The organism is Pseudomonas sp. LB3P25 (assembly GCF_054897985.1).
Genome location: NZ_CM142711.1, coordinates 4,158,225 through 4,176,850 on the forward strand (window position 1 = coordinate 4,158,225; position 18,626 = coordinate 4,176,850).

An 18,626-nucleotide genomic window follows, 5' to 3' on the forward strand; every position below is an offset into this window, starting at 1 on the left:
CAAAAAATGGGGCGACGCAAAGGGACGTGGCTCCTTTCCGTCACCCCAAAACCTTGAGGCGAGGGTCTTGTTAAACGACCTAGACGACCTCGAATAACCCAGCTGCGCCCATACCGCCGCCGATGCACATCGACACCACTACAAACTTCACTCCTCGACGTTTGCCCTCGAGCAGTGCGTGCCCAACAAGGCGCGCGCCAGTCATGCCATAGGGATGACCAATCGAAATGCTTCCACCGTTGACGTTATAGTGCGCAGGGTCTATATCGAGCTGATTGCGGCAGTACAGCACTTGGCAAGCGAACGCCTCGTTCACTTCCCACAATCCGATGTCAGAGACGCTGAGACCGTGCTGTTTAAGGAGCTTTGGAATCGCATGGATCGGCCCGATGCCCATCTCCTCGGGGGCACAGCCAGCTACGGTCATCCCGCGGTAGACCCCCAGAGGTTCCAGCCCACGGTTATTGAGTGGCGCTTCCGAGACCGATGGTAGGAGACCCTAGAGTTCAACAACGTCGTCCAGAAGACATTGTTGTGTTTTTTTCTATCACTCAGCTGTAGGAGATCCAATCACTCAGAAGCGAAATGAAAAATAGCTTACACAATGTAATCTGGAAGACGTTTCCTCCCAATAACGCACCCTACCATCAACTCCGTAAGCGCCATTGCCATAACAATAATCCAGGCGCTACCGGAGATCTCTTATGTATGCACCAACGCTCGTCACTATCCCTCCTCCCCCCGTCCCACCGACGTCTCATCACACAGCCCATTTTTTACCCACCAATCTGTCAAGACCGCCAATGCCGCCATCGCTGATCTAGAGCCCTTTGTGAGCCTTGGACAGCATGAAGATGAGCACTCATTACGGTTACATCAGATCCGCTTCTTTGCACCTGTGCACGACGGAAAACGTGATCGCCTCAAAGTGGTGATGAGCCACGCTGTCACCCTGTTCGGAGTAAAAGCAGTGAACAAGATTATTCTCCAAAGCACTTTCGTACTGACCGCCTGCGCGTTTTGCGCCACCGCTGTTGCCAATGGCCTGGCCGTCAACGAGCAAAGCGCCAGCGGCGCCGGCACTGCCTATGCCGGCCGCGCCTCAACGGCGCTGGATGCCAGCACTGTCTATGGCAACCCCGCCGGCCTGAGCAAGCTCAAGCGCACCGAGGTCAGTGGGGGTTTTGCGGTAATCAGTGCCAAGGTCGATATTAGTGACGCTCAGAGCAGTGCCTCGGGCAGCAACAAAGGCGACTCAGTACCACTGGTTACGGTGCCTTTCGGTTACTTCTCTACGCCGATCAATCAGGACTTCACCTTCGGAATGGGTATTTATGTCCCCCAAGGCCTGGTCAACGATTATGAACGCAACTTCCAAGGCCGCTATCATGGCTCCTATAGCAAGGTACAGGTGATCACCTTGCAGCCGACTCTCGCTTATCGTATCAACGAGCGCATCACCATCGGCGGCGGCCCAACCATTAATCGCATAGAAGGCGATCTGCAGAGCGAACTGGCCACCGGCGCACTGAATGCCGGCACGGACACCCAGATCAAGATCAAGGGCGACGATACCGCACTCGGCTACAACGTTGGTCTGATGGTCGATCTGAGTGACGCCACCACCTGGGGCATTACTTACCATTCCAAGGTCGACTATCACCTCACAGGCCATACTGAAGTGAGCGACTCTCCGAGCGCGTTCGGCCTGAACGGCAAGTACAAGACATCGATGGATGTGACCCTTCCGGAGTCGGTGAATACCTCTTTCACTCATCGCTTCAACGAACGTTGGACCGGTTACCTGGGTACCACCTGGACGCGCTGGAGTCGTCTGCCAAAGCTCGAGGCAAAGAATAAAGGTGTGCCAGCGCTCGGGCAGCAACTCGGTTTTAACACCATTGGCGAAGAGCTGAACTGGCACGATACCTTCTCGGTGGCAGTGGGTGCATCCTATCAGCTTGATAAGCAGTGGGTGCTGCGTGCGGGCTTTGCCTATGATCCGTCACCGACCACCAATGCAGACCGGGAAGTGCGCATTCCTGTAGGCAATCGCCGAGCCCTGACCTTGGGAGCCGGTTACTCACCCAACGAGGATCTCACCGTCGATCTCGCCTACGCCTACCTGTGGGAAGGCAGCAGTTCGGTTAGCCAGGCCAACACCTCCGGACTCCAGCCAGCCTACAGCGCCAAGTACGAGAACAGCGCCAACGGCCTGGTGGCGCAACTGACGTATCGTTTTTGAGTCCAGCACAACGCTCTATCTGACATGGGTTGGCTCTTGATAAGCAAACCCATGTCAGCGTGCGGCCCAGCACGTGTAAAAACACATCCAATCTCATCGCGCAGATACCAGACATAACTGAAGGCTTGTTCGGCAGGTGAAAGCCGCCCTATGAGCAATCAGTGATGTCGCCTTCCCGGACAACGCCCTCAGCAATCTCCAGACTATATTTTTCGTATAGTATTAAAACTATATAATATGTATAGTTAGATCAATGGGACCTCCCAACCAACTCAGGCAGTGAGCAATACATGACAACGGCTGTGAGATCAGCGGCAAAAGGCGCGGAAACGCTGCCCCCTTTCCATTGGGGGGCGGTGCGGTTAGCGGCGCTGCCAGAGGGCAAAATTTCTGGCCTTGAACTGCTGGAGAATTTCCAGCTTGGCTATCGGCTACCGCATTGCGCCGCGTATCGGCTGAGCGGAATATGTACAATGAGACATGACAAACAAAACCTACGGTCAACTCTGCCCAATAGCCCGGTCGCTGGACGTACTGGGAGATCGCTGGACGCTGCTCTTGATTCGCGAGTTCCTGTTGGGTCCGAAGCGATTCAAAGACCTGCTCGCGATTCTGCCTGCAATGGGTACAAACCGGCTGTCCGAACGCCTGGCCATGCTGGTGCAGAACGGCGTCATCCAACAAGTTACGCTACGCACGCCCCCAGCGACGCCAGCTTACGAGCTGACGGCTTTGGGCGAGCAACTACGCAAGCCAGTGCTCGCGCTGGGATTCTGGGGACTGGGTCTGCCGATCGACGAGCGCATCGATCCGGCCAGTGCTCGTGCGGAGCTCATAGCACTTTGCCTGACAGGCTCGAACGATTCGGCGGCGAGCGCAGGCTTACAGGAGTTGTACGAGTTCCAAGTGGAAGCAGAGGTCTTCCATGTTCAAGTAAACGACGGGAACCTGTTGGCGCGGTCTGGGCCGAGCGCAGAGCCCACCGACGTCAAGATACAGTGCGACATGGAAACCTTCATCGCGTTGGTCCTACGCCAGATCACTCCAACGCGTGCGCTTCGCGAAGGGCACGTAAAGCTGCTGCAAGGGGATCGTCCAGCGTTTACGCGAGTGTTCAAAGTACTCGAGTACAAGCCCTAAGACCGCAAGCCCTCCCCCTCCTTCCCTCGCATCATGCGAGTCGGGGGATGGCAGGCCTGAATGAACGGGTCGTTTCCAGCCCTGTATACCGTGGAGCAAATCAACTCCGCCCTGGTACCCACCGCCACCTCATTACCCGTGCTCAGCCCGCCGTGTTAGACGCGCACGCGCAACCCGGTCTGGTGTCTTGGCTGCGAGCCGTACCTCTTTTCCTTTACCTATCCGAATCCGATGTTGCCCGGTGGTGAGCCTGTGCTCGTCATACGGCAAACAACCCTCTCAGTAGTGCCTGTCCTGTAACTAGTGTCCGAAGCACCATTACAAAAATAAGGAGACGCAGCATGACTAGTTTTTTCACACCTGAAGACGGTGCTCGCCTGAGCCGCACGCAATGAGTCCATCTTTCGATTTCGACTACATCGTTATCGGCTCCGGATTCGGTGGCAGCGTGTCCGCCTTCCGGTTGACCGAAAAGGGCTATCGCGTTGGCGTAATGGAGATGGGCCGACGCTGGACGGCTGAGGACTTTCCAAAATCCAACTGGGACGCGCGACGCTGGATGTGGCGACCCGGATTGAAAATGTTCGGCTTCTACAACATGCGCCTGTTCCGTCACGTGATGATCGTCAGCGGCAACGCAGTCGGTGGCGGATCCATCACCTATGCCAACGCCTTGCTGACACCGCGCGATAGCGTATGGAATGAGGGTTCCTGGGCCGGCCTGGCGGACTGGAAACGAATCATGCCGCAGTACTACGCCACGGCGGAGAAGATGCTGGGCGTGACAGAGAGCAAGATCATGGGCGAGGCTGATCTACGCCTCAAGAAAATGGCGGATTTGCAAGGCGTGGGCCATACGTTTCACGCCCCCCGCGTAGGGGCCTTCTTTGCTCCCGACGGTGAAGCAGGCGGCAAGAGCTACCCGGATCCCTACTTCGAGGGTGAGGGCCCGGAGCGCGGGACTTGCACCGGTTGCGGTGGCTGCATGATGGGTTGCAAGCACAACGCCAAGAACACACTCGACAAGAATTACCTTTATCTCGCAGAAAAACGTGGCGCCCAGGTTTTTGCCGAAACCAGGGTGGTGGACGTGCGGCCGCTCAACGGCAAGGAGGACGGCAGTGACGGCTATGAAGTCCTCACTGAGTGCTCGACCACCTGGTTCGACAAGCAGCGCCGCAGCTTTCGCTGCCGCGGCGTGGTCTTCGCCGCGTCGTCGTTGGGCACGATGGAATTGTTGTTCCGGCTCAAGCAAAACGGGTCGTTGCCGCGCATCAGCGACGACCTCGGAAAACGTGTGCGCACCAATGCCGAATCCCTTATCGGCGTACGCTTCCCGGCAGCGGACAAGAGCATGTCGCCGGGACTGGCGGGGGGTGGCAGCATCTATCTCGATGAGCGCACACATATCGGAGTCGTGCGCTACCCGGAAGGCTCGGACGCCATTGGCCTCATGATGACCTTGCTGTGCGGCGGGCGCCCGGGGTGGACGCGAATATTGACCTGGCTGTGGACGCTGCTCAAACATCCGCTGCAAGCATTGCTCGTGCACAACCCCGCCGGTTTCGCCCGTCAGACCATGTTATTGCTGGTCATGCAGACCGTGGACGCGTCTCTCGACATGCGGTTCAGGCGTCGCTGGTTTTGGCCGTTCGCAAAACAGCTCGCCAGCGAGGGTGGCCCCATCCCAACCTTCATTCCAGAGGCGAACGCGTTTGCCGAAAAGGGCGCAAAAGCGCTCGGTGGCATACCGACCACCTTTCTGTCCGAGATCTTATTCAATATCCCGACCACGGCCCACTGCATGGGCGGCTGTGCGATGGCGGACTCGCCGGAGCGCGGCGTGATGGACGTACAGAACCGGGTCTTCGGCTATCAGAACTTGCTGGTTTGCGACGGCTCGATGCTCAGCGCCAATCTCGGGGTTAATCCAAGCCTGACGATTACCGCGCTGACCGAGCATGCCATGTCGTACATCCCATTGAAAAACACGCAATCCCGGCGGGTATCGGACTCCATCCCGCTGCACTCCCTTCAATCATGAAACAGCCCTTATTGAGAACTCACCATGACCGCCTCCTCGCCTGAAGAAAATCTGCTGAACCAGCCTTTGCAACTCCCGAACGGCAGCGTTTTTCGCAACCGCCTCGCCAAGGCGTCCATGAGCGAAACGTTGGGCACCTACAACAATCATCCGACGTTGAAACTGGTCGAGTTGTACCGGCGCTGGTCCGCCTCGGGCATTGGTTTGCTCATCACCGGAAATGTGATGATCGACCGGCGTGCGCTCGGCGAACCAGGCAACGTGGTGATCGAGGATGTAACTGACATGCCTATGCTGCGCCAGTGGGCCGGTGCTGCAACCGAGCAGGGAGCCGCGATCTGGGTGCAGCTTAATCACCCTGGCAAGCAGTCGACCAAAGGCCTGAATGACAGCAACCTCGCGCCATCAGCGGTCCCGTTCCGCGAGGACATGGCCGCACTGTTCGAGACTCCACGCGAAGCCACCACGGCCGAGATCGAAGACATCATACGGCGCTTTGGACGCAGCGCAGCCATCTGCAAGGAGGCCGGCTTCAGCGGCGTTCAAATCCATGGCGCGCACGGTTATCTGATCAACCAGTTCCTCTCGCCACACCACAATCGGCGTACGGATGAATGGGGTGGCAGCCCGGAAAAACGTCGACGTTTCGTGTTGGCTGTTTACGCCGAGATTCGCCGCCAGGTCGGCGCCGAATTTCCCGTCGGCATCAAGCTCAACTCAGCAGATTTCCAGCGCGGAGGTTTCACCGAAGAGGAGTCAATGGCGACGATTCATGCACTTACCGAAGCAGGCATCGACCTGATTGAGATTTCGGGGGGCACCTATGAGGCTCCAGCCATGAGCGGCGGGCTCCAGGAGATGAAAAAAGCATCCACCGTAGCGCGCGAGGCTTACTTTCTTGAGTTTGCTGAAAAGGTGCGCGCCTCGATCAAGGTGCCTTTGATGGTCACTGGCGGTTTTCGCAGTGCCGCCGCCATGAACGCTGCGCTGCGTTCCGGAGCGCTCGATGTCATTGGCCTCGCGCGGTTATTGGCCATTGATCCCGAGGCACCGGCGGCCCTGCTGCAAGGTCAGGACAGTTCGCAACGTGTACGGCCGATCACCACAGGCATCAAGCAAATCGATCAGATGGGCGTCATGGAAATCTTCTGGTACACGCTGCAGCTCAAACGAATCGCCAATGGCGGTGATCCGCGTCCCAACGAAAGTGGGCTGTGGGCACTTTCGAAATCAGTGATGAAAAGCGGCTGGGGCACGTTCCGTACGCGACGCATGCGCGCACGGGCCTGAGCCCGAGGCTCGCTCGCATCGATTGCCACAATAACCACCTGGAAGACTTCAACATGACCGACACCCATTTCACCGCCCCTACCCGCTTCGTGGAAGTTGATGGTGATCAATTTGCCTATCGCCGCTGGGGCAACAATACGACAGGCCAGCCCCCTCTGTTCTTCCTTCAACATTTTCGCGGCGGTATGGATCATTGGGACCCACTTATGACGGATGGCCTGGCTGCAGGGCGCGAGGTCATCCTCTACAACGGTCGAGGGATTGCCTCTTCTTCCGGCAAACCGCGTAACCGGATCGAACATATGGCCGATGACGCGGCTGCGGTGATCCGCACGTTAGGCCTGTCCAAGGTGGATGTTCTAGGCTTCTCACTGGGTGGTTTTCAGGCCCAGGACCTGACACGACGCCATCCCGACCTCGTCCGCAAGCTCATGCTGCTCGGCACCGGACCTCGTGGCGGTAATCCGGATTCAGACCCTGGAGTGCTGGAAGCTGCACCGCGCCCCGTTCCGACCCTCGAAGACTTTCTGTTTCTGTTCTTCGGTCGATCCGCGGCGGCGCAACAGGCCGGACGTGATTTCTGGGAGCGCCGTCATCAGCGTGTCGACCAGGACCCACCCAGCGCTCCTGAAGTGATACAGGCCCAGATCGAAGCGAATATGTACTATTTGCCAAAGCTGGACCCGAACGATCCTTTCAATCATCTGCGCGAGATCAAACAGCCGACGTTCATTCTGAACGGTATGAATGACGTTATGGTTCCAACGGTCAATTCCTGGTACATGGCTCAGAACATCCCGAACGCCCAACTGTTCCTGTACCCGGATGCCGGTCATGGTGCTCAATTCCAATGCCCTGAGCGTTTTCTCAAACACGCCATTCAATTCCTCAACGAGTCACCTCTTGCGGAGCAAGCTCACCATGCTGAAGTTTAAATTTTTGTTATGGGTTTTGACCAAGCTATTACAGAGAACAATCAAAAAAAGTCCTGACTGTGCAACATACGTTAAAGGCAAGGAGTTGGTCTTTCAAATCCAAACGCATGACGGAGTGGGTCGCTACTTCACCCTTAAAAACGGCAAGATAAAATCCTCTGCCGGTTTGACTGAAAAGCCAAAATTCACCCTGTCGTTTAGAGATACAGCAAAGGGTTTCGCCATTCTGTCTGCCAAAGATAGTAAAGATGCATTTCTGACAGGATTGCGTAAAGAGGACTTGGTTATCCGCGGTGACTTTGTTGAAGTGATGTGGTTCCAGGGATTAACTGAATACTTGCAGCCCGGTAAAAAAACATCAGCATTTTACCCTTCGACGCGCTAGGAATTTGATGCAGTGAGCCCTACTTGATCTGACAGTCACCCGCTTTTTTAGGGTGCCTGTCAGATCTGACTTTCGCGAACCATGGCCAGCTTCTGGTCGGCGCTCCAGCGGCGTCGGCGTTCCTGGTCGAGCAGCTCACCACCCTTATCGTTGCTGTTAGTCATAAACATACCCGTTTGCCTAGCCGCCCTCTTCTTATGCAGTCTGTCGACGCATGGTCAGGATGGCTGCTCCGAAGCAGATGAACGTCGACCCAACTACCCGGCTGACCCACCGGGATAGCTCGGGACGGGTCTACACGCCCTTGGCCAAGAGACCAGTGCGGCATACAGACTAAGAGACGTCACCGAGACCGATCACGCGAGCTTTATGGCTCCGCCCTGGATATCGTCACGCGCCGCTCGTAAGTCAATAGCGTCCTGGTTGAGTCGGTGAATCATGTTGAGCAACCGTTGGCGTAGCACTTCGTCTTGGAGCTGCTCTACTGCGCGCATCATATCGAGCGCCGCTACCTCATTGTTAGTGGCGACGGAGTCGAGCAGTTTGCGCATGCTTCTTGATGGTCGATTCATCTCCAACTCCCTGGATTTCAGTGACGCGAATCATATGGCCAGAATGTTTCGTCAGTATTGCAGCTGCACGAACTGGCTTGTGTCACCGGCTCCGGCTCATTTGAAGCTAGCTGGAGGGACAACCTGAGGGGTCGATTACGCTTGTAGCAACCCGTCATTGATGAAGCTAAGCGGCTCGCTCCAGAGCATCCAGCAAACCAAAAAACTCCCGAGAAAGCTTATGCCGGGGGCCATCGAGCGTTGGTCACTGCGCTGGCAGGCACTGGAAAAACCCTGATCCAAACCAGCGGATCCAGCATTGTCTGCGACGACGCCATGGGAGGTGAACCCAGCCTGGCCATTTACGCGGATGATCAGCCTTTCACGCCCATGCTGCACTGCGTTCCCCGGATTGAAATTGATCGGACGGTCAGGACTGCTGGCGTGACCCAAGGTCTGCGCGCATTTGTTATCAGTCCGTCGACGGTTTACGGCAAAGGCCTGGGCATGAAAGTCGAGAGCGATCAACTGCCCAAGATCGTCGCGAAATCCAAAGAGCTAGGTGCCGGGGTTTACATCGGCAGCGGCAAAACGATCTGGTCCAACGTCAACATCAACGACCTGGTGGATCTCTACCTGTCAGCCTTGGAACGCGCGCCATCCAGTTCATTTTTCTTTGCGGAAAATGATGAAAGCACCTTCGAATCCATCGCTCGCGCAGTGAGCATGCCTTTGGGGTTTGAAGGTAAAACCTTGAGTTGGGACATCAACGATGCGATGTCTGAATTCGGTGGTTTCGCTCGGGTTGCGCTGGCGACAAACGCACGTTTACGTGCCACCAACGCACGCAAACTTTTGAATTGGCAGCCAAGCGGGCCGTCGCTTGAACAGGCTGTTGAACAAGGCCTCTGATGTAGCTATCTGAAATATCTATTGGAATGCATCCGCAATTCTGGGGTGCTATCCAGTTCATCAGGTAAGTGTTCTTCAGCGTTCAGAAATCAAGATCTCAGCGATAGCCATCGCTGAGATCCGATTTCAGACATTCGCGTGCGGACACACGACGTCATCGACGTAGAAGACCGGTCAGGTATGGAACGGGACCCACATCATCTTCACTTCGACATTCAGCAGGCCTGACTTAACCGTTGGATCGTCAGTGCCGATCTTGATGGCTTCTTCGAGGTCGGCGGCTTTGAAGATCGTCATGCCGCCGTCAGCCAGCACGCCATTGAGGCCTCCGGCCTTTTCCATGAACGGGCCGCTGAGTACGGTTAGGCCTTTCTCCTGCGCAACATCACTGTCAATGTCGTACACGCCGGCTTCATGAAAACCGACCTTAATGCACATCTACGGGACGCTCTGGCACCCTTGGTCGAGCGCTTGTGCTTTCCGAGGTTCGGCCGACTGGAAGAAGTCGTCGCACCGATTCTGTTCCTTGCCAGCCCTGCCGCGTCCTACATCACCGGCACCATCATCGATGCCGACGGCGGCTACAACATCTAGTCGCCGCCGCACGCCGATGACTCGGCTGAAATTATTGGGGAATGCAGCATGAAAAAACTCGAAGGAAAAATTGCACTCGTCACCGGTGCCAGTTCAGGGATTGGTTTGGCGACAGCACGCTTGCTGGTGGAAGAAGGCGCGTACGTTTTCATTACGGGTCGTCGCAAAGCCAACCTGGATGAAGCAGTCCGCTTGATTGATCGGAATGTGACGGGTATTCAGGGTGACATCGGTAGCCTTGAAGACCTTGATCGGTTGTTTCGGGTCATCACCGAAGAGAAAGGCCGTCTGGACATGGTGTTTGCCAATGCGGCTGTTCAAGCCGGGAGCAATAGAGATCGAGCAATACAACCGTATCTTTGATGTGAACGTGCGCGGCACCTTGTTTACCGTTCAGGGCGCCTTACCGCTGTTGTCGGATGGCGCTTCGGTCCTGCTAATGGCATCCGTTGCTGCGTCAAAAGGCAACCCGGCCAGAAGCATCTACGGTGCGTCCAAGGCTGCGATTCGATCATTTGCACGGTCGTGGGCAAATGACCTCAAGTCTCGCGCCATTCGTGTCAACGCGATCAGTCCCGGTCCTACTGATACTGCCGCATTCAATTCGCCGGGAGTACCCGCCGAGCAGATCGCTCAGATCAAGAACCGGATGGCATCGACAATTCCACTAGGTCGACTTGCCCGATCTGAAGAAATCGCGAAGGCGGCGCTTTTTCTCCTGTCAGACGACAGCAGTTTCATTACGGGATCAGAAATGTTCGTGGATGGAGGATTTGCCCAACTATAAAATCCGTAGAGCCATTCTTCGTTTCCCCTATGTCGAAAAGTGTTCACCTGAAGAGTGAAAGATGCTGAAAGCGCCGCTTCGTGAGCGGCAGCTTTCGGCTGTGGATTCAACTGGTCGACGCAACACAACTAAATTCTGTGTAAGCAGAAGGAGTGTTGCAGATGAAGCAGAGACCTCGGATCTATTACACCGAAAGCCAGAAAAAATTGATGTGGGATCGCTGGCAAAAAGGCGACTCTCTCCAGCAGATCGCCCAACTATTTGAACGAAACCACTCATCGATACAGCGCATCTTGGCGGAAACAGGGGGATCAGACCCGCTGTGCGCCGCAGGTCCAGATTGGCGCTGACGTTGGCTGAACACGAAGAGATTTCGCGTTCAGTGGTGGCAGGTAACTCGATCCGTTCCATAGCCGCGCTGCTAGGGCGAGCAGCCTCTACCATTAGCCGTGAGGATGCTACCGGGCTAATCAAGCTGATCAGGCTGCCTGGGATCGCGCACATCGACCTAAGGTCTGCAAGCTTGTTGAGAACCGAGCGGTGGCGCAAATTGTTGCAGACAAGCTTCAATTGCAGTGGTCACCGGAACAAATTGCCGGCTGGCTGAAGCGAACCTACCCGGACGATACGAGCTATCAGGTGACACACGAGACGATCTATCGCACCCTCTTCATACAGGCTCGCGGGGCTCTGAAGAAGGAGTTGCTTGAGCATTTACGGCGTACGCGAGCCCTGCGTCGCTCGCGCCATCACACCCAGAAGAAAGAAAATCACGGTCGAATCACAGACGCGGTATCGATCCGCGAACGCCCGGCCACGGTTAAAGATCGGGCGGTGCCAGGTCGCTGGGAAGGTGACCTGTTGTGCGGTAGCAGGAACAGCTAAATTGCAACTCTTGTTGAGCGTCATACCCGCTACGTAAAGCTGGTGAAGGTGGTCGGTAAGTATACCGAGACGGTCTTAGCGCCCTGATCGAAAACGCCCGCGAGTTACCCCCGGAACTCTACAAATCGCTGACGTGGGATCGCGGCAAAGAGATGGCTGACCATAAGCGTTTTACGGTGGCTACCGACATAAAGGTCTACTTCTGCGATCCTCATCGTCCTTGGCAACGGGGAACGAATGAGAACATCAACCAGTTGTTAAGGCAGTACTTCCCGAAAGGAACCGACCTTGCGGATCACTCGCAAGCCACGCTCAATGAAGTGGCAAGGCAGCTAAATAGCTGCCCTCGGAAAACACTAAACTACGAAACGCATGACCACCCAGATTGCCGCGGCCACTGAAGAGCAAACTGCCGTCGCTGAGGAAATCAGCCGAAACATCACCACGATCGCCCACTTGGCCGATCAAACCTCGGAACAGGCGCACCAATCGGCAGATCTGAATAAGGAACTGACCAAGACCGCGTCCACGCAATACTCATTGGTTGAGCGGTTTAACCGATAACCGATCAATCCTCATCGAGAGGCCCGCCTTACGCGGGCTTTGCCCGCGCTTTCGTATCCGCCCTGTCATGCCTTTGTCACACCCACCAAGCACAATGCGGTCAGCCAAAAGGATTTGGCCCCATCGACAGAGAGTCCGCCTAAGTGCCAGGTTTTTTCGTTCCAGCGACATGCTTTTCACGAAGTGCTCACAGAACGGAGCGCAGATTGAACGGACAAAAGGATTTGACCCCATACAGAGAGCCCGCAATACGCGGGCTTTTTGTTGTCAGCCATTCCCGCGGCCAAGCTCCCCACTCTCTCGAATGGAGTCGAAGCTATGCCTTCCCCCGAACACTCTCTCCCCGATGTTCTTGAACGCCTGCATCACAACCAAATCGCCCTGGAGTCTGCGCTGATGGAGCTGACCTTATTGGTTAAGAGCCAAGGCCATGCCGAGACTGGCGACAACGTCCGCGGCGCGCTTCACACGATCGGTGAGAACGCCGGACACATCAAGCAGGGCTTGGCCAAGCTGAGGGCCCAAGGCCCACACTAATCAAGCTGTCCCCGACGTCCCGCCTGCAACACCCTTTTTTGGACTCTGTGCACATGCAGTCCGGAGCCAACACGCGCTGTTCGGCGCGAAGGATGACCCGTACTACACAGTTCGTCAGATACAAATCCCAAACTATGTGTTCGCAGGCAAAATGGCATAATATGCCAATGGTCGAAAGAACCTATTTGCCCAGAGCTGAAGCTAATTATGGCGACGCGAAACGTTGTGCTCACCCCTCACCAGGAACAGGTTATCCAAGACCTGGTCCAGTCCGGCCGTTATCAGAATGCCAGCGAAGTGATGCGAGAAGGTTTGCGTCTATTGGAACAGCGCGTCGCCGAAGACACCGCCAAAATTGAGGCCCTGCGTCAGGCGACCTCGATCGGCATCATGAATCTTGAGCACGGGCGCTTCACTCAGTTGAACGAAGGGGATCTGGAGCACTACCTCGAGGGGTTGAGTCTGGAGGCAACCATCCCCGCGAGAGAGAAACACTGAGCATGCCGCAGTATCGGATTTCCAACGCGGCGCGCGCCGACATTGTCGACATCCTCAGGCTCTCCCAGACACAGTTCGGCGATCAAGCACGCCAGCGCTACCTGGCGCTGATCCTTGCGGCGCTGCAAGCTATTGCCGGCGCGCCTTATCGGGTTGGCAGTCACGACCGCGATGAGCTTGCACCGGGCCTTCGCAGCTATCACCTCATCTATTCACGCCAGCAGGCCAAACACCCCCATGGGACGGTCAAAAGCCCGCGCCATATCGTGTTCTATCGTGTGGCAAACGACGACGTGATCGAGGTCGTCAGACTCCTTCATGACGCCATGGAAGTGCAGTTGCACTTGCCCAATGACTGATCACCGGCCTGGCTCCGGCGCTGGACGGTGTTTTCCCCTCAATCGAGGACACCGCCGGCCTGCACGATGCCGTTCAATTTGCCCGCGACATGGGTTTTGGTGGCGCGTTGTGCATCCATCCGAACCAGGTCGCAATCATCCATCAAGCGCTAAAACCCAGCCCTGAAGAATTGCACTGGGCGCACCGCATCATGGATGCCGCAAGCTCGGGGGAAGGTGTATTCGTAATGGATGGGCAAATGGTCGATGCGCCGGTCATTGGTCGTGCACAAGCCATTTTGTCGCGCGCGAACTAGCCAGTTCTCGTGGCAATAAATGCAGCTATCGCCAGAAAAAAAATGCATTGGGCGGGTGACCAGACCTTCCCAATGCAAAACGACCTGATTAGATGTTCCTCGAATCGATTAACCCAGCGTGTTCAGGCACACCACCTTGGGTTGGGTCATCTCCTCATAGGCGAAGCGCACCCCTTCCCGGCCCAGGCTTCCGTACTTGGAGCCGCCAAACGGCATCGCATCGAAGCGGTAGTCGGAGGAGTCGTTGATCATCACACCACCGGCTTCGATTCTTCGTGCGGCGCTCATGGCCGTTGCCAGATCATTGGTGAAGATCCCCGCATGCAGGCTGTATTCGGGCTCGTTGGCCAATGCGATGGCCTCATCGAAGGTTTCGAAAAGCTGCAAAACCACCACCGGCGCGAAGACTTCGGTCCGCCACAGCCGACTGCAATGATCGACGTTTTCCAAGACCGTAGCGGCGTAGCACGAGCCTTGGCGCCGATGGCCGCAGAGCAATGTGGCGCCCTCTTGCAACGCGTCGTTCACCACTTGCTCGGCATTCTGCGCGGCTTGCGGGGTAATCATCGGGCCGATATCAGTGTCGGCACGCATAGGGTCGCCGTTCACAAGCGCCTTGGCCTGGCTGACAAAACGCTCACGGAACGCTTCATAAATCGACGCCTGAATCAGCAAACGCTGAGTGCCTATGCAGTTCTGCCCCGCTGCCCAGAAGGCCCCTGACAAGCAACTCTCGACGGCGGCTTCAAGGTCGCAGTCGCCCATGACGATCACCGGCGCATTGCCGCCCAAGTCCATGGCGAGTTTCTTCAGGCCGGCCGTGCGTGCAATATGCTCCCCGGTGACGAAGCCGCCAGTAAAGGAAATCATCCGCACCTCACGTGAGGCGACTAAGGCCTTGCCCAGTTCCGCCCCCCCGGTGGCGACCGTGACCACCGATTCGGGCAACCCAGCCATGACCAGATACGACACCAATTTGATGGCCGACAACGGCGCAAGCTCAGACGGTTTGAGAATCACCGCGTTGCCGCCGGCAATGGCGGGACCGAGCTTGTGCGCCACCAGATTCAACGGATCGTTGTACGGGGTAATCGCGACGATCAGGCCCAGGGGTTCGCGGGAGAACCAGCCTTGGCGCGACTCGGAGCCCTCATAGGCGTCGAAAGGCACCACTTCTCCGGCATTACGCTTGGCCTCCTCGGCAGAAAGCTTGAGGGTGTTGACGCAGCGTTTGACTTCTTTTTCGGCCTGCTTGAAGGTCTTGCCGGCTTCGTCGACGATCAGCCGGGCAAACGCTTGGGCATCACGCTCGATGTTCAATGCAGCCTGTTCGAGAATGTGTGCCCGACGATGACGCGGTAACCCGGCGCAAGCTCGCGCACCGCTGCGCCCGGTCTCCAGCAACTGCGGCACTTGCGACGCACAGACATCCGCGACGGTCCCGATGACGGTACCGTCAAAGGGGTTAAAGACTTCGATTTGTGGCTCCACAACAGCCAGGGCCAGACGCGATACGTTCACAGGCTTTCTCCTAGTTGCTCGCAACAGACTGATGGATGCTGATGATGTCCGACAGCAGCGCAAACGCTGTTTCCGTGCGCCCTGCCCCCGGCCCCGAAACCGTCACTGCGCCAAGCAGATCGGTGCTAAACGACACGGCATTGGTGGCGCCGGAAATACCGGCCAGCGGATGATCGTGTTTCAACAGACGCGGTTCGACACTCGCGCTGATCGAACCATCGGCATGCCGCGTGGCCGCGCCAATAAGCTTCCAGCGAGCCCCGTCCTGCCGGGCTTTTTCAATGTCGCCAAGATCGAGTGAGGAAATACCGCTGCAAGTGACATCGCTGACCTTCAGCTTGGCGTCCAGCAGTTCGTTGGCCAGGATCACCACCTTGAGGCGCACGTCATGCCCCTCGACATCCGCCGTCGGATCGGCTTCGGCGTACCCCAGTTCCTGAGCTTTACTGACCGCTTCGGCAAACCCCAATCCACCTTCCATACAGGTAAGAACGAAGTTGGACGTGCCGTTGAGAATCCCCTCGAAACCGACAATCGAACTGCCTGCCAGTGACTGCTTGGCTACGCGAATAACCGGCGTGCCACTCATCACCGAACCTTCGTATTCAAAGGCGACGTTATTGCGTCGGGCCAGTGCTTTCAGCTCGGCGCCGTGCAAGGCAATGGGTCCTTTGTTAGTGGTGACTACATGTTTGCCGCGTTCCAGCGCCCAACGGCAGAACGAGGTGGCCGGCTCGCCGTCCACCGGATTGGTGAAGGTGGCTTCGACAATGATGTCTGCGCCGCAATCCTTGATCACCGCTTCGTTCAGGGCATCTGCTTCGCCACCCGGAAGCTGCGCCATTGCACCTTTGACTGCCGGCAGCTTGGCCAGCAACGCAGCATCCAGCCCTTCGCGGCCAATCACCGAACCGAGAAACAGGTCGGTCACGCCAACGATTTTCAGGGTGAAACCCAGTTCGGTTTTCCAGTTTTCGTTACGTTCGGCAATCAGCTGAGCCAATGCCCGGTTCACACCGCCGAAGCCAACCAGCGCCAGTTTGTATTCAGTCATTTTTTTATGCCCTTGATCCGGGTGATGGGTTGTTGGGCTCTAGGTTAGGGGCAGGACCAGGGCAGTGAAATAGGCCAATTTGCTCTATTTTGTGGGCGTTTTGACCAGCACCCAGGCAAAACGCCAGGCATAAAAAAAGCCAACACAGGTTGGCTTTTTTCACAACGATAAAGGGGTTAGACGACAGACGACAGCACGAATGAGGTCACGGTGTTTTCCACCCCGGGCAACGCGGAGATTTCACTCCAGACCTTATGCACCCGCTCCGGACTGGCAGCGCCGACCCGCAGCATCAGATCGAACTCGCCACTCATCACATCGCACTGAATGACTTCCGGTATTGCCCGCAGGGCCTGCAGCACTTCCGCGCCGCGCATGCGGTCGTAGCGGTAGACGAAAATCACCGCATTGATGTTCGAAGAAGCTTGTCGCCCCTCCCCTGTGCGTACCGTATAACCCTGTATCGCCCCGTCGCGCTCAAGCCGTTCAATGCGCTGGCGCACGGCATTGCGCGACAGGTTGACCTTCGCCGCCAGCTCGGCGTGGGCAGCCCGGGCATTGAGCCGCAGTTCGGCGATGATGTGTTCATCGAGAGGGTCCAGAATTCGCTTCACTTGGCCTCCTGTTGCCGCGCCGTCACAGCGCGCCGAGCAGCTGATGGATGGTGTCGAGGTCGTCCGGTTGAATCCGGTAAAGCTGCGCCGGCACTTGCATCCCGACCGGGCTGTGTTGCGCCGGCGTGCTGATCCCCAGCTCGCCGAGCAGCACCGCCGATTTGACCGGCGAGATTTCCCCCAGGGTAACCATCGGCGCCACCAGGCTTCGACGGTACAACCTGGCCGCGAGGACGCCGGTGGCGGTATGCGGGTCGATGACGTAACCGGTGTCGCGATACAGCGAGGTGATTTCCTTCAGTGTCTCCTCATCACTGACCGCGTAGGAGTCGATGATCATCCGTGCCTGCAACCAGAACTCGTTGGCGATGGTCATCTCGCCGCTGGATTCGAACGCTGCCATCAGCGCGCTCACGGCCTGATCGTCATGCCCGTAGAGCTCCCAGAGAAAACGTTCCAGGTTAGAAAAGATCGACAGGTCCATGGCCGGCGACAAGGTCTTGTTGGCTCGCAACCTGGAGTAGTGGTTCTTCAGAAACAACTGATGCAACGCGTCATTCTGGTTGGTCGCAACGATTATCTGAGTGATCGGCAAGCCCATTTTCTGCGCGATGTAACCGGCATAGACCTCGGCAAAACTCGCGGCTGGCACGCTGAAACCAATCGGACGCTGACCGCCCCCCAGTTGCAGCACGGCGTGGAAATAAAACACCAGTTGCGCCAACACACTGACCCAGTTGCTGGAGTTGAAACTGATCGCCTCGTGCTGCGTGTACGGCCACTGAAGGAAAAGCCGGGTGACGATGGCCTGGCACTCGTCGAAGCTGCCATTCACTGCGAACTGATGAACCTTGGGATGCGCCACCGCTTGCAGATGCTGGAGTTGGTCTTGCGGTACACCTGCCTCCGGGTAAAACACCACCACGTCCGTTTCGTCGCAGTGCTTGAATGCCTCGATGGCCGCCAGCCCGGTATCGCCGTTGGTGGCACCGAGTACCACCGCGTGACGCCCGCGTTTGCGCAGAAAGTATTGCACCAGCCGTGCCTGCAACTGGGCGGCAAAATCCTTCGAGGAGCGGGTCGGTCCATGGAACAGCTCCAACACCCATTCGTTGCGATCCACCTGATGCAAAGGTGCCAGGGACCGATGGCTGAATTGGCTGCCAGCCTCCTTGAGCATGCATTTGAGGTCTGCCTCGGAGATCGTCTCGCCAACAAACGGACTGATCACCCGATAGGCCAATTCGTCGTAGGACAAGGTCGACCAGTTGGCAATGTCCTGTGGTTCGAACAGCGGCAGTTCGAGCGGCACGAACAACCCACCGTCCTCGGCAATTCCAGACAACACGACCTTTTCGAAATTGACCTGCACGGCCGAATTTCGGGTACTCACATAGCGCATGGTTGGCTCCGGC

The 18,626-nt window shown here is 56.9% G+C and carries 17 protein-coding genes and 6 pseudogenes; 15 read left to right on the top strand and 8 right to left on the bottom strand.

The window, feature by feature from the left end:
* Positions 1-79 precede the first annotated feature (79 nt).
* Positions 80-460 (bottom strand): annotated as a pseudogene (locus ACYZTW_RS18920) (acetyl-CoA C-acyltransferase); the annotation flags it as partial.
* Positions 461-934: 474 nt separating this feature from the next.
* Here ACYZTW_RS18920 and ACYZTW_RS18925 point away from each other — a divergent pair.
* From ACYZTW_RS18925 to ACYZTW_RS18950, 6 genes are all read left to right on the top strand, one after another.
* Positions 935-2,245 (top strand): outer membrane protein transport protein, encoded by a 1,311-nt coding sequence (locus ACYZTW_RS18925; RefSeq protein WP_462005793.1) that lies wholly within the window; start codon positions 935-937, stop codon positions 2,243-2,245.
* 480 nt (positions 2,246-2,725) lie between these two features.
* A complete protein-coding gene (locus ACYZTW_RS18930) occupies positions 2,726-3,385 on the top strand; it encodes a winged helix-turn-helix transcriptional regulator (RefSeq protein WP_415769356.1) in 660 nt (219 codons plus the stop codon).
* A gap of 391 nt (positions 3,386-3,776) precedes the next feature.
* Positions 3,777-5,429, top strand: a complete 1,653-nt coding sequence (locus tag ACYZTW_RS18935) for a GMC oxidoreductase (protein ID WP_462001295.1) — start codon at positions 3,777-3,779, stop codon at positions 5,427-5,429.
* A 24-nt stretch (positions 5,430-5,453) separates the two neighbouring features.
* On the top strand, positions 5,454-6,719 hold the full coding sequence (locus tag ACYZTW_RS18940) for an NADH:flavin oxidoreductase/NADH oxidase family protein (RefSeq protein ID WP_462001296.1): 1,266 nt from the start codon (positions 5,454-5,456) through the stop codon (positions 6,717-6,719).
* 53 nt (positions 6,720-6,772) lie between these two features.
* Positions 6,773-7,654: an alpha/beta fold hydrolase gene (locus ACYZTW_RS18945; protein WP_462001297.1), complete on the top strand. Its 882-nt coding sequence runs from the start codon at positions 6,773-6,775 to the stop codon at positions 7,652-7,654.
* Positions 7,641-8,039 (top strand): helicase, encoded by a 399-nt coding sequence (locus ACYZTW_RS18950; protein ID WP_462001298.1) that lies wholly within the window; start codon positions 7,641-7,643, stop codon positions 8,037-8,039. The genes ACYZTW_RS18945 and ACYZTW_RS18950 overlap by 14 nt, the downstream gene beginning before the upstream one ends.
* 195 nt (positions 8,040-8,234) lie before the next feature.
* Here the strand turns inward: ACYZTW_RS18950 and ACYZTW_RS18955 are convergent.
* Together ACYZTW_RS18955 and ACYZTW_RS18960 are read right to left on the bottom strand one after the other, a co-directional pair.
* Positions 8,235-8,395: pseudogene (locus tag ACYZTW_RS18955) on the bottom strand (LysE family translocator); the annotation flags it as partial.
* Entirely contained in the window at positions 8,396-8,611 is a 216-nt protein-coding gene (locus tag ACYZTW_RS18960) for a hypothetical protein (protein ID WP_462001299.1), read from the bottom strand.
* Between the two features lie 156 nt (positions 8,612-8,767).
* Here ACYZTW_RS18960 and ACYZTW_RS18965 point away from each other — a divergent pair, with 156 nt between their 5' ends.
* On the top strand, positions 8,768-9,502 hold the full coding sequence (locus ACYZTW_RS18965) for an NAD-dependent epimerase/dehydratase family protein (protein ID WP_462005794.1): 735 nt from the start codon (positions 8,768-8,770) through the stop codon (positions 9,500-9,502).
* A 174-nt stretch (positions 9,503-9,676) separates the two neighbouring features.
* Here ACYZTW_RS18965 and ACYZTW_RS18970 read toward each other — a convergent pair whose 3' ends face one another.
* Positions 9,677-9,907 carry a YciI family protein gene (locus ACYZTW_RS18970; RefSeq protein ID WP_462001300.1) on the bottom strand — a complete coding sequence of 77 codons (231 nt, stop codon included), beginning with the start codon at positions 9,905-9,907 and terminating at the stop codon, positions 9,677-9,679.
* Between the two features lie 9 nt (positions 9,908-9,916).
* Here ACYZTW_RS18970 and ACYZTW_RS18975 point away from each other — a divergent pair, with 9 nt between their 5' ends.
* From ACYZTW_RS18975 to ACYZTW_RS19010, 8 genes and pseudogenes are all read left to right on the top strand, one after another.
* Complete coding sequence (locus ACYZTW_RS18975; RefSeq protein WP_462001301.1) at positions 9,917-10,096, top strand: SDR family oxidoreductase; 180 nt, start codon at positions 9,917-9,919, stop codon at positions 10,094-10,096.
* Between the two features lie 48 nt (positions 10,097-10,144).
* A pseudogene (locus tag ACYZTW_RS18980) lies at positions 10,145-10,883 on the top strand (SDR family NAD(P)-dependent oxidoreductase).
* A 161-nt stretch (positions 10,884-11,044) separates the two neighbouring features.
* Positions 11,045-12,169: pseudogene (locus ACYZTW_RS18985) on the top strand (IS30 family transposase).
* Positions 12,141-12,332, top strand: a pseudogene (locus ACYZTW_RS18990) (chemotaxis protein); the annotation flags it as partial. The pseudogenes ACYZTW_RS18985 and ACYZTW_RS18990, both read left to right, overlap by 29 nt.
* 318 nt (positions 12,333-12,650) lie before the next feature.
* Positions 12,651-12,869: a hypothetical protein gene (locus ACYZTW_RS18995; protein WP_462001302.1), complete on the top strand. Its 219-nt coding sequence runs from the start codon at positions 12,651-12,653 to the stop codon at positions 12,867-12,869.
* Between the two features lie 207 nt (positions 12,870-13,076).
* The gene (locus ACYZTW_RS19000) at positions 13,077-13,367 is read left to right on the top strand and encodes a type II toxin-antitoxin system ParD family antitoxin (protein ID WP_462001303.1); all 291 of its coding nucleotides are present in this window, start codon (positions 13,077-13,079) and stop codon (positions 13,365-13,367) included.
* A gap of 2 nt (positions 13,368-13,369) precedes the next feature.
* Complete coding sequence (locus ACYZTW_RS19005; RefSeq protein WP_462001304.1) at positions 13,370-13,726, top strand: type II toxin-antitoxin system RelE/ParE family toxin; 357 nt, start codon at positions 13,370-13,372, stop codon at positions 13,724-13,726.
* Positions 13,726-14,022 (top strand): annotated as a pseudogene (locus ACYZTW_RS19010) (HpcH/HpaI aldolase/citrate lyase family protein); the annotation flags it as partial. The gene ACYZTW_RS19005 and the pseudogene ACYZTW_RS19010, both read left to right, overlap by 1 nt.
* A 108-nt stretch (positions 14,023-14,130) precedes the next feature.
* Here the strand turns inward: ACYZTW_RS19010 and ACYZTW_RS19015 are convergent.
* The 4 genes from ACYZTW_RS19015 to thrC all read right to left on the bottom strand — a co-directional run bounded on the left by ACYZTW_RS19015 (position 14,131) and on the right by thrC (position 18,613).
* Entirely contained in the window at positions 14,131-15,543 is a 1,413-nt protein-coding gene (locus tag ACYZTW_RS19015; protein WP_462001305.1) for an aldehyde dehydrogenase family protein, read from the bottom strand.
* A gap of 10 nt (positions 15,544-15,553) precedes the next feature.
* Entirely contained in the window at positions 15,554-16,597 is a 1,044-nt protein-coding gene (locus ACYZTW_RS19020) for a homoserine dehydrogenase (protein ID WP_462001306.1), read from the bottom strand.
* A gap of 176 nt (positions 16,598-16,773) precedes the next feature.
* Positions 16,774-17,211, bottom strand: coding sequence for an Lrp/AsnC family transcriptional regulator (locus tag ACYZTW_RS19025; RefSeq protein ID WP_462001307.1), 438 nt, complete (start codon positions 17,209-17,211; stop codon positions 16,774-16,776).
* A gap of 22 nt (positions 17,212-17,233) precedes the next feature.
* Entirely contained in the window at positions 17,234-18,613 is a 1,380-nt protein-coding gene (gene thrC, locus ACYZTW_RS19030; RefSeq protein WP_462001308.1) for a threonine synthase, read from the bottom strand.
* Positions 18,614-18,626: the final 13 nt, after the last annotated feature.

Coding starts and splice junctions, on each gene's coding strand:
- ACYZTW_RS18935 (WP_462001295.1), top strand. CDS start 3,777: ATGAGTCCATCTTTCGATTTCGACTACATCGTTATCGGCTCCGGATTC.
- ACYZTW_RS18940 (WP_462001296.1), top strand. CDS start 5,454: ATGACCGCCTCCTCGCCTGAAGAAAATCTGCTGAACCAGCCTTTGCAA.
- ACYZTW_RS18945 (WP_462001297.1), top strand. CDS start 6,773: ATGACCGACACCCATTTCACCGCCCCTACCCGCTTCGTGGAAGTTGAT.
- ACYZTW_RS18960 (WP_462001299.1), bottom strand. CDS start 8,611: ATGAATCGACCATCAAGAAGCATGCGCAAACTGCTCGACTCCGTCGCC.
- ACYZTW_RS18995 (WP_462001302.1), top strand. CDS start 12,651: ATGCCTTCCCCCGAACACTCTCTCCCCGATGTTCTTGAACGCCTGCAT.
- ACYZTW_RS18930 (WP_415769356.1), top strand. CDS start 2,726: ATGACAAACAAAACCTACGGTCAACTCTGCCCAATAGCCCGGTCGCTG.
- ACYZTW_RS19000 (WP_462001303.1), top strand. CDS start 13,077: ATGGCGACGCGAAACGTTGTGCTCACCCCTCACCAGGAACAGGTTATC.
- ACYZTW_RS18950 (WP_462001298.1), top strand. CDS start 7,641: ATGCTGAAGTTTAAATTTTTGTTATGGGTTTTGACCAAGCTATTACAG.
- thrC (WP_462001308.1), bottom strand. CDS start 18,613: ATGCGCTATGTGAGTACCCGAAATTCGGCCGTGCAGGTCAATTTCGAA.
- ACYZTW_RS19005 (WP_462001304.1), top strand. CDS start 13,370: ATGCCGCAGTATCGGATTTCCAACGCGGCGCGCGCCGACATTGTCGAC.
- ACYZTW_RS18975 (WP_462001301.1), top strand. CDS start 9,917: ATGAAAACCGACCTTAATGCACATCTACGGGACGCTCTGGCACCCTTG.
- ACYZTW_RS19020 (WP_462001306.1), bottom strand. CDS start 16,597: ATGACTGAATACAAACTGGCGCTGGTTGGCTTCGGCGGTGTGAACCGG.
- ACYZTW_RS18925 (WP_462005793.1), top strand. CDS start 935: ATGAGCCACGCTGTCACCCTGTTCGGAGTAAAAGCAGTGAACAAGATT.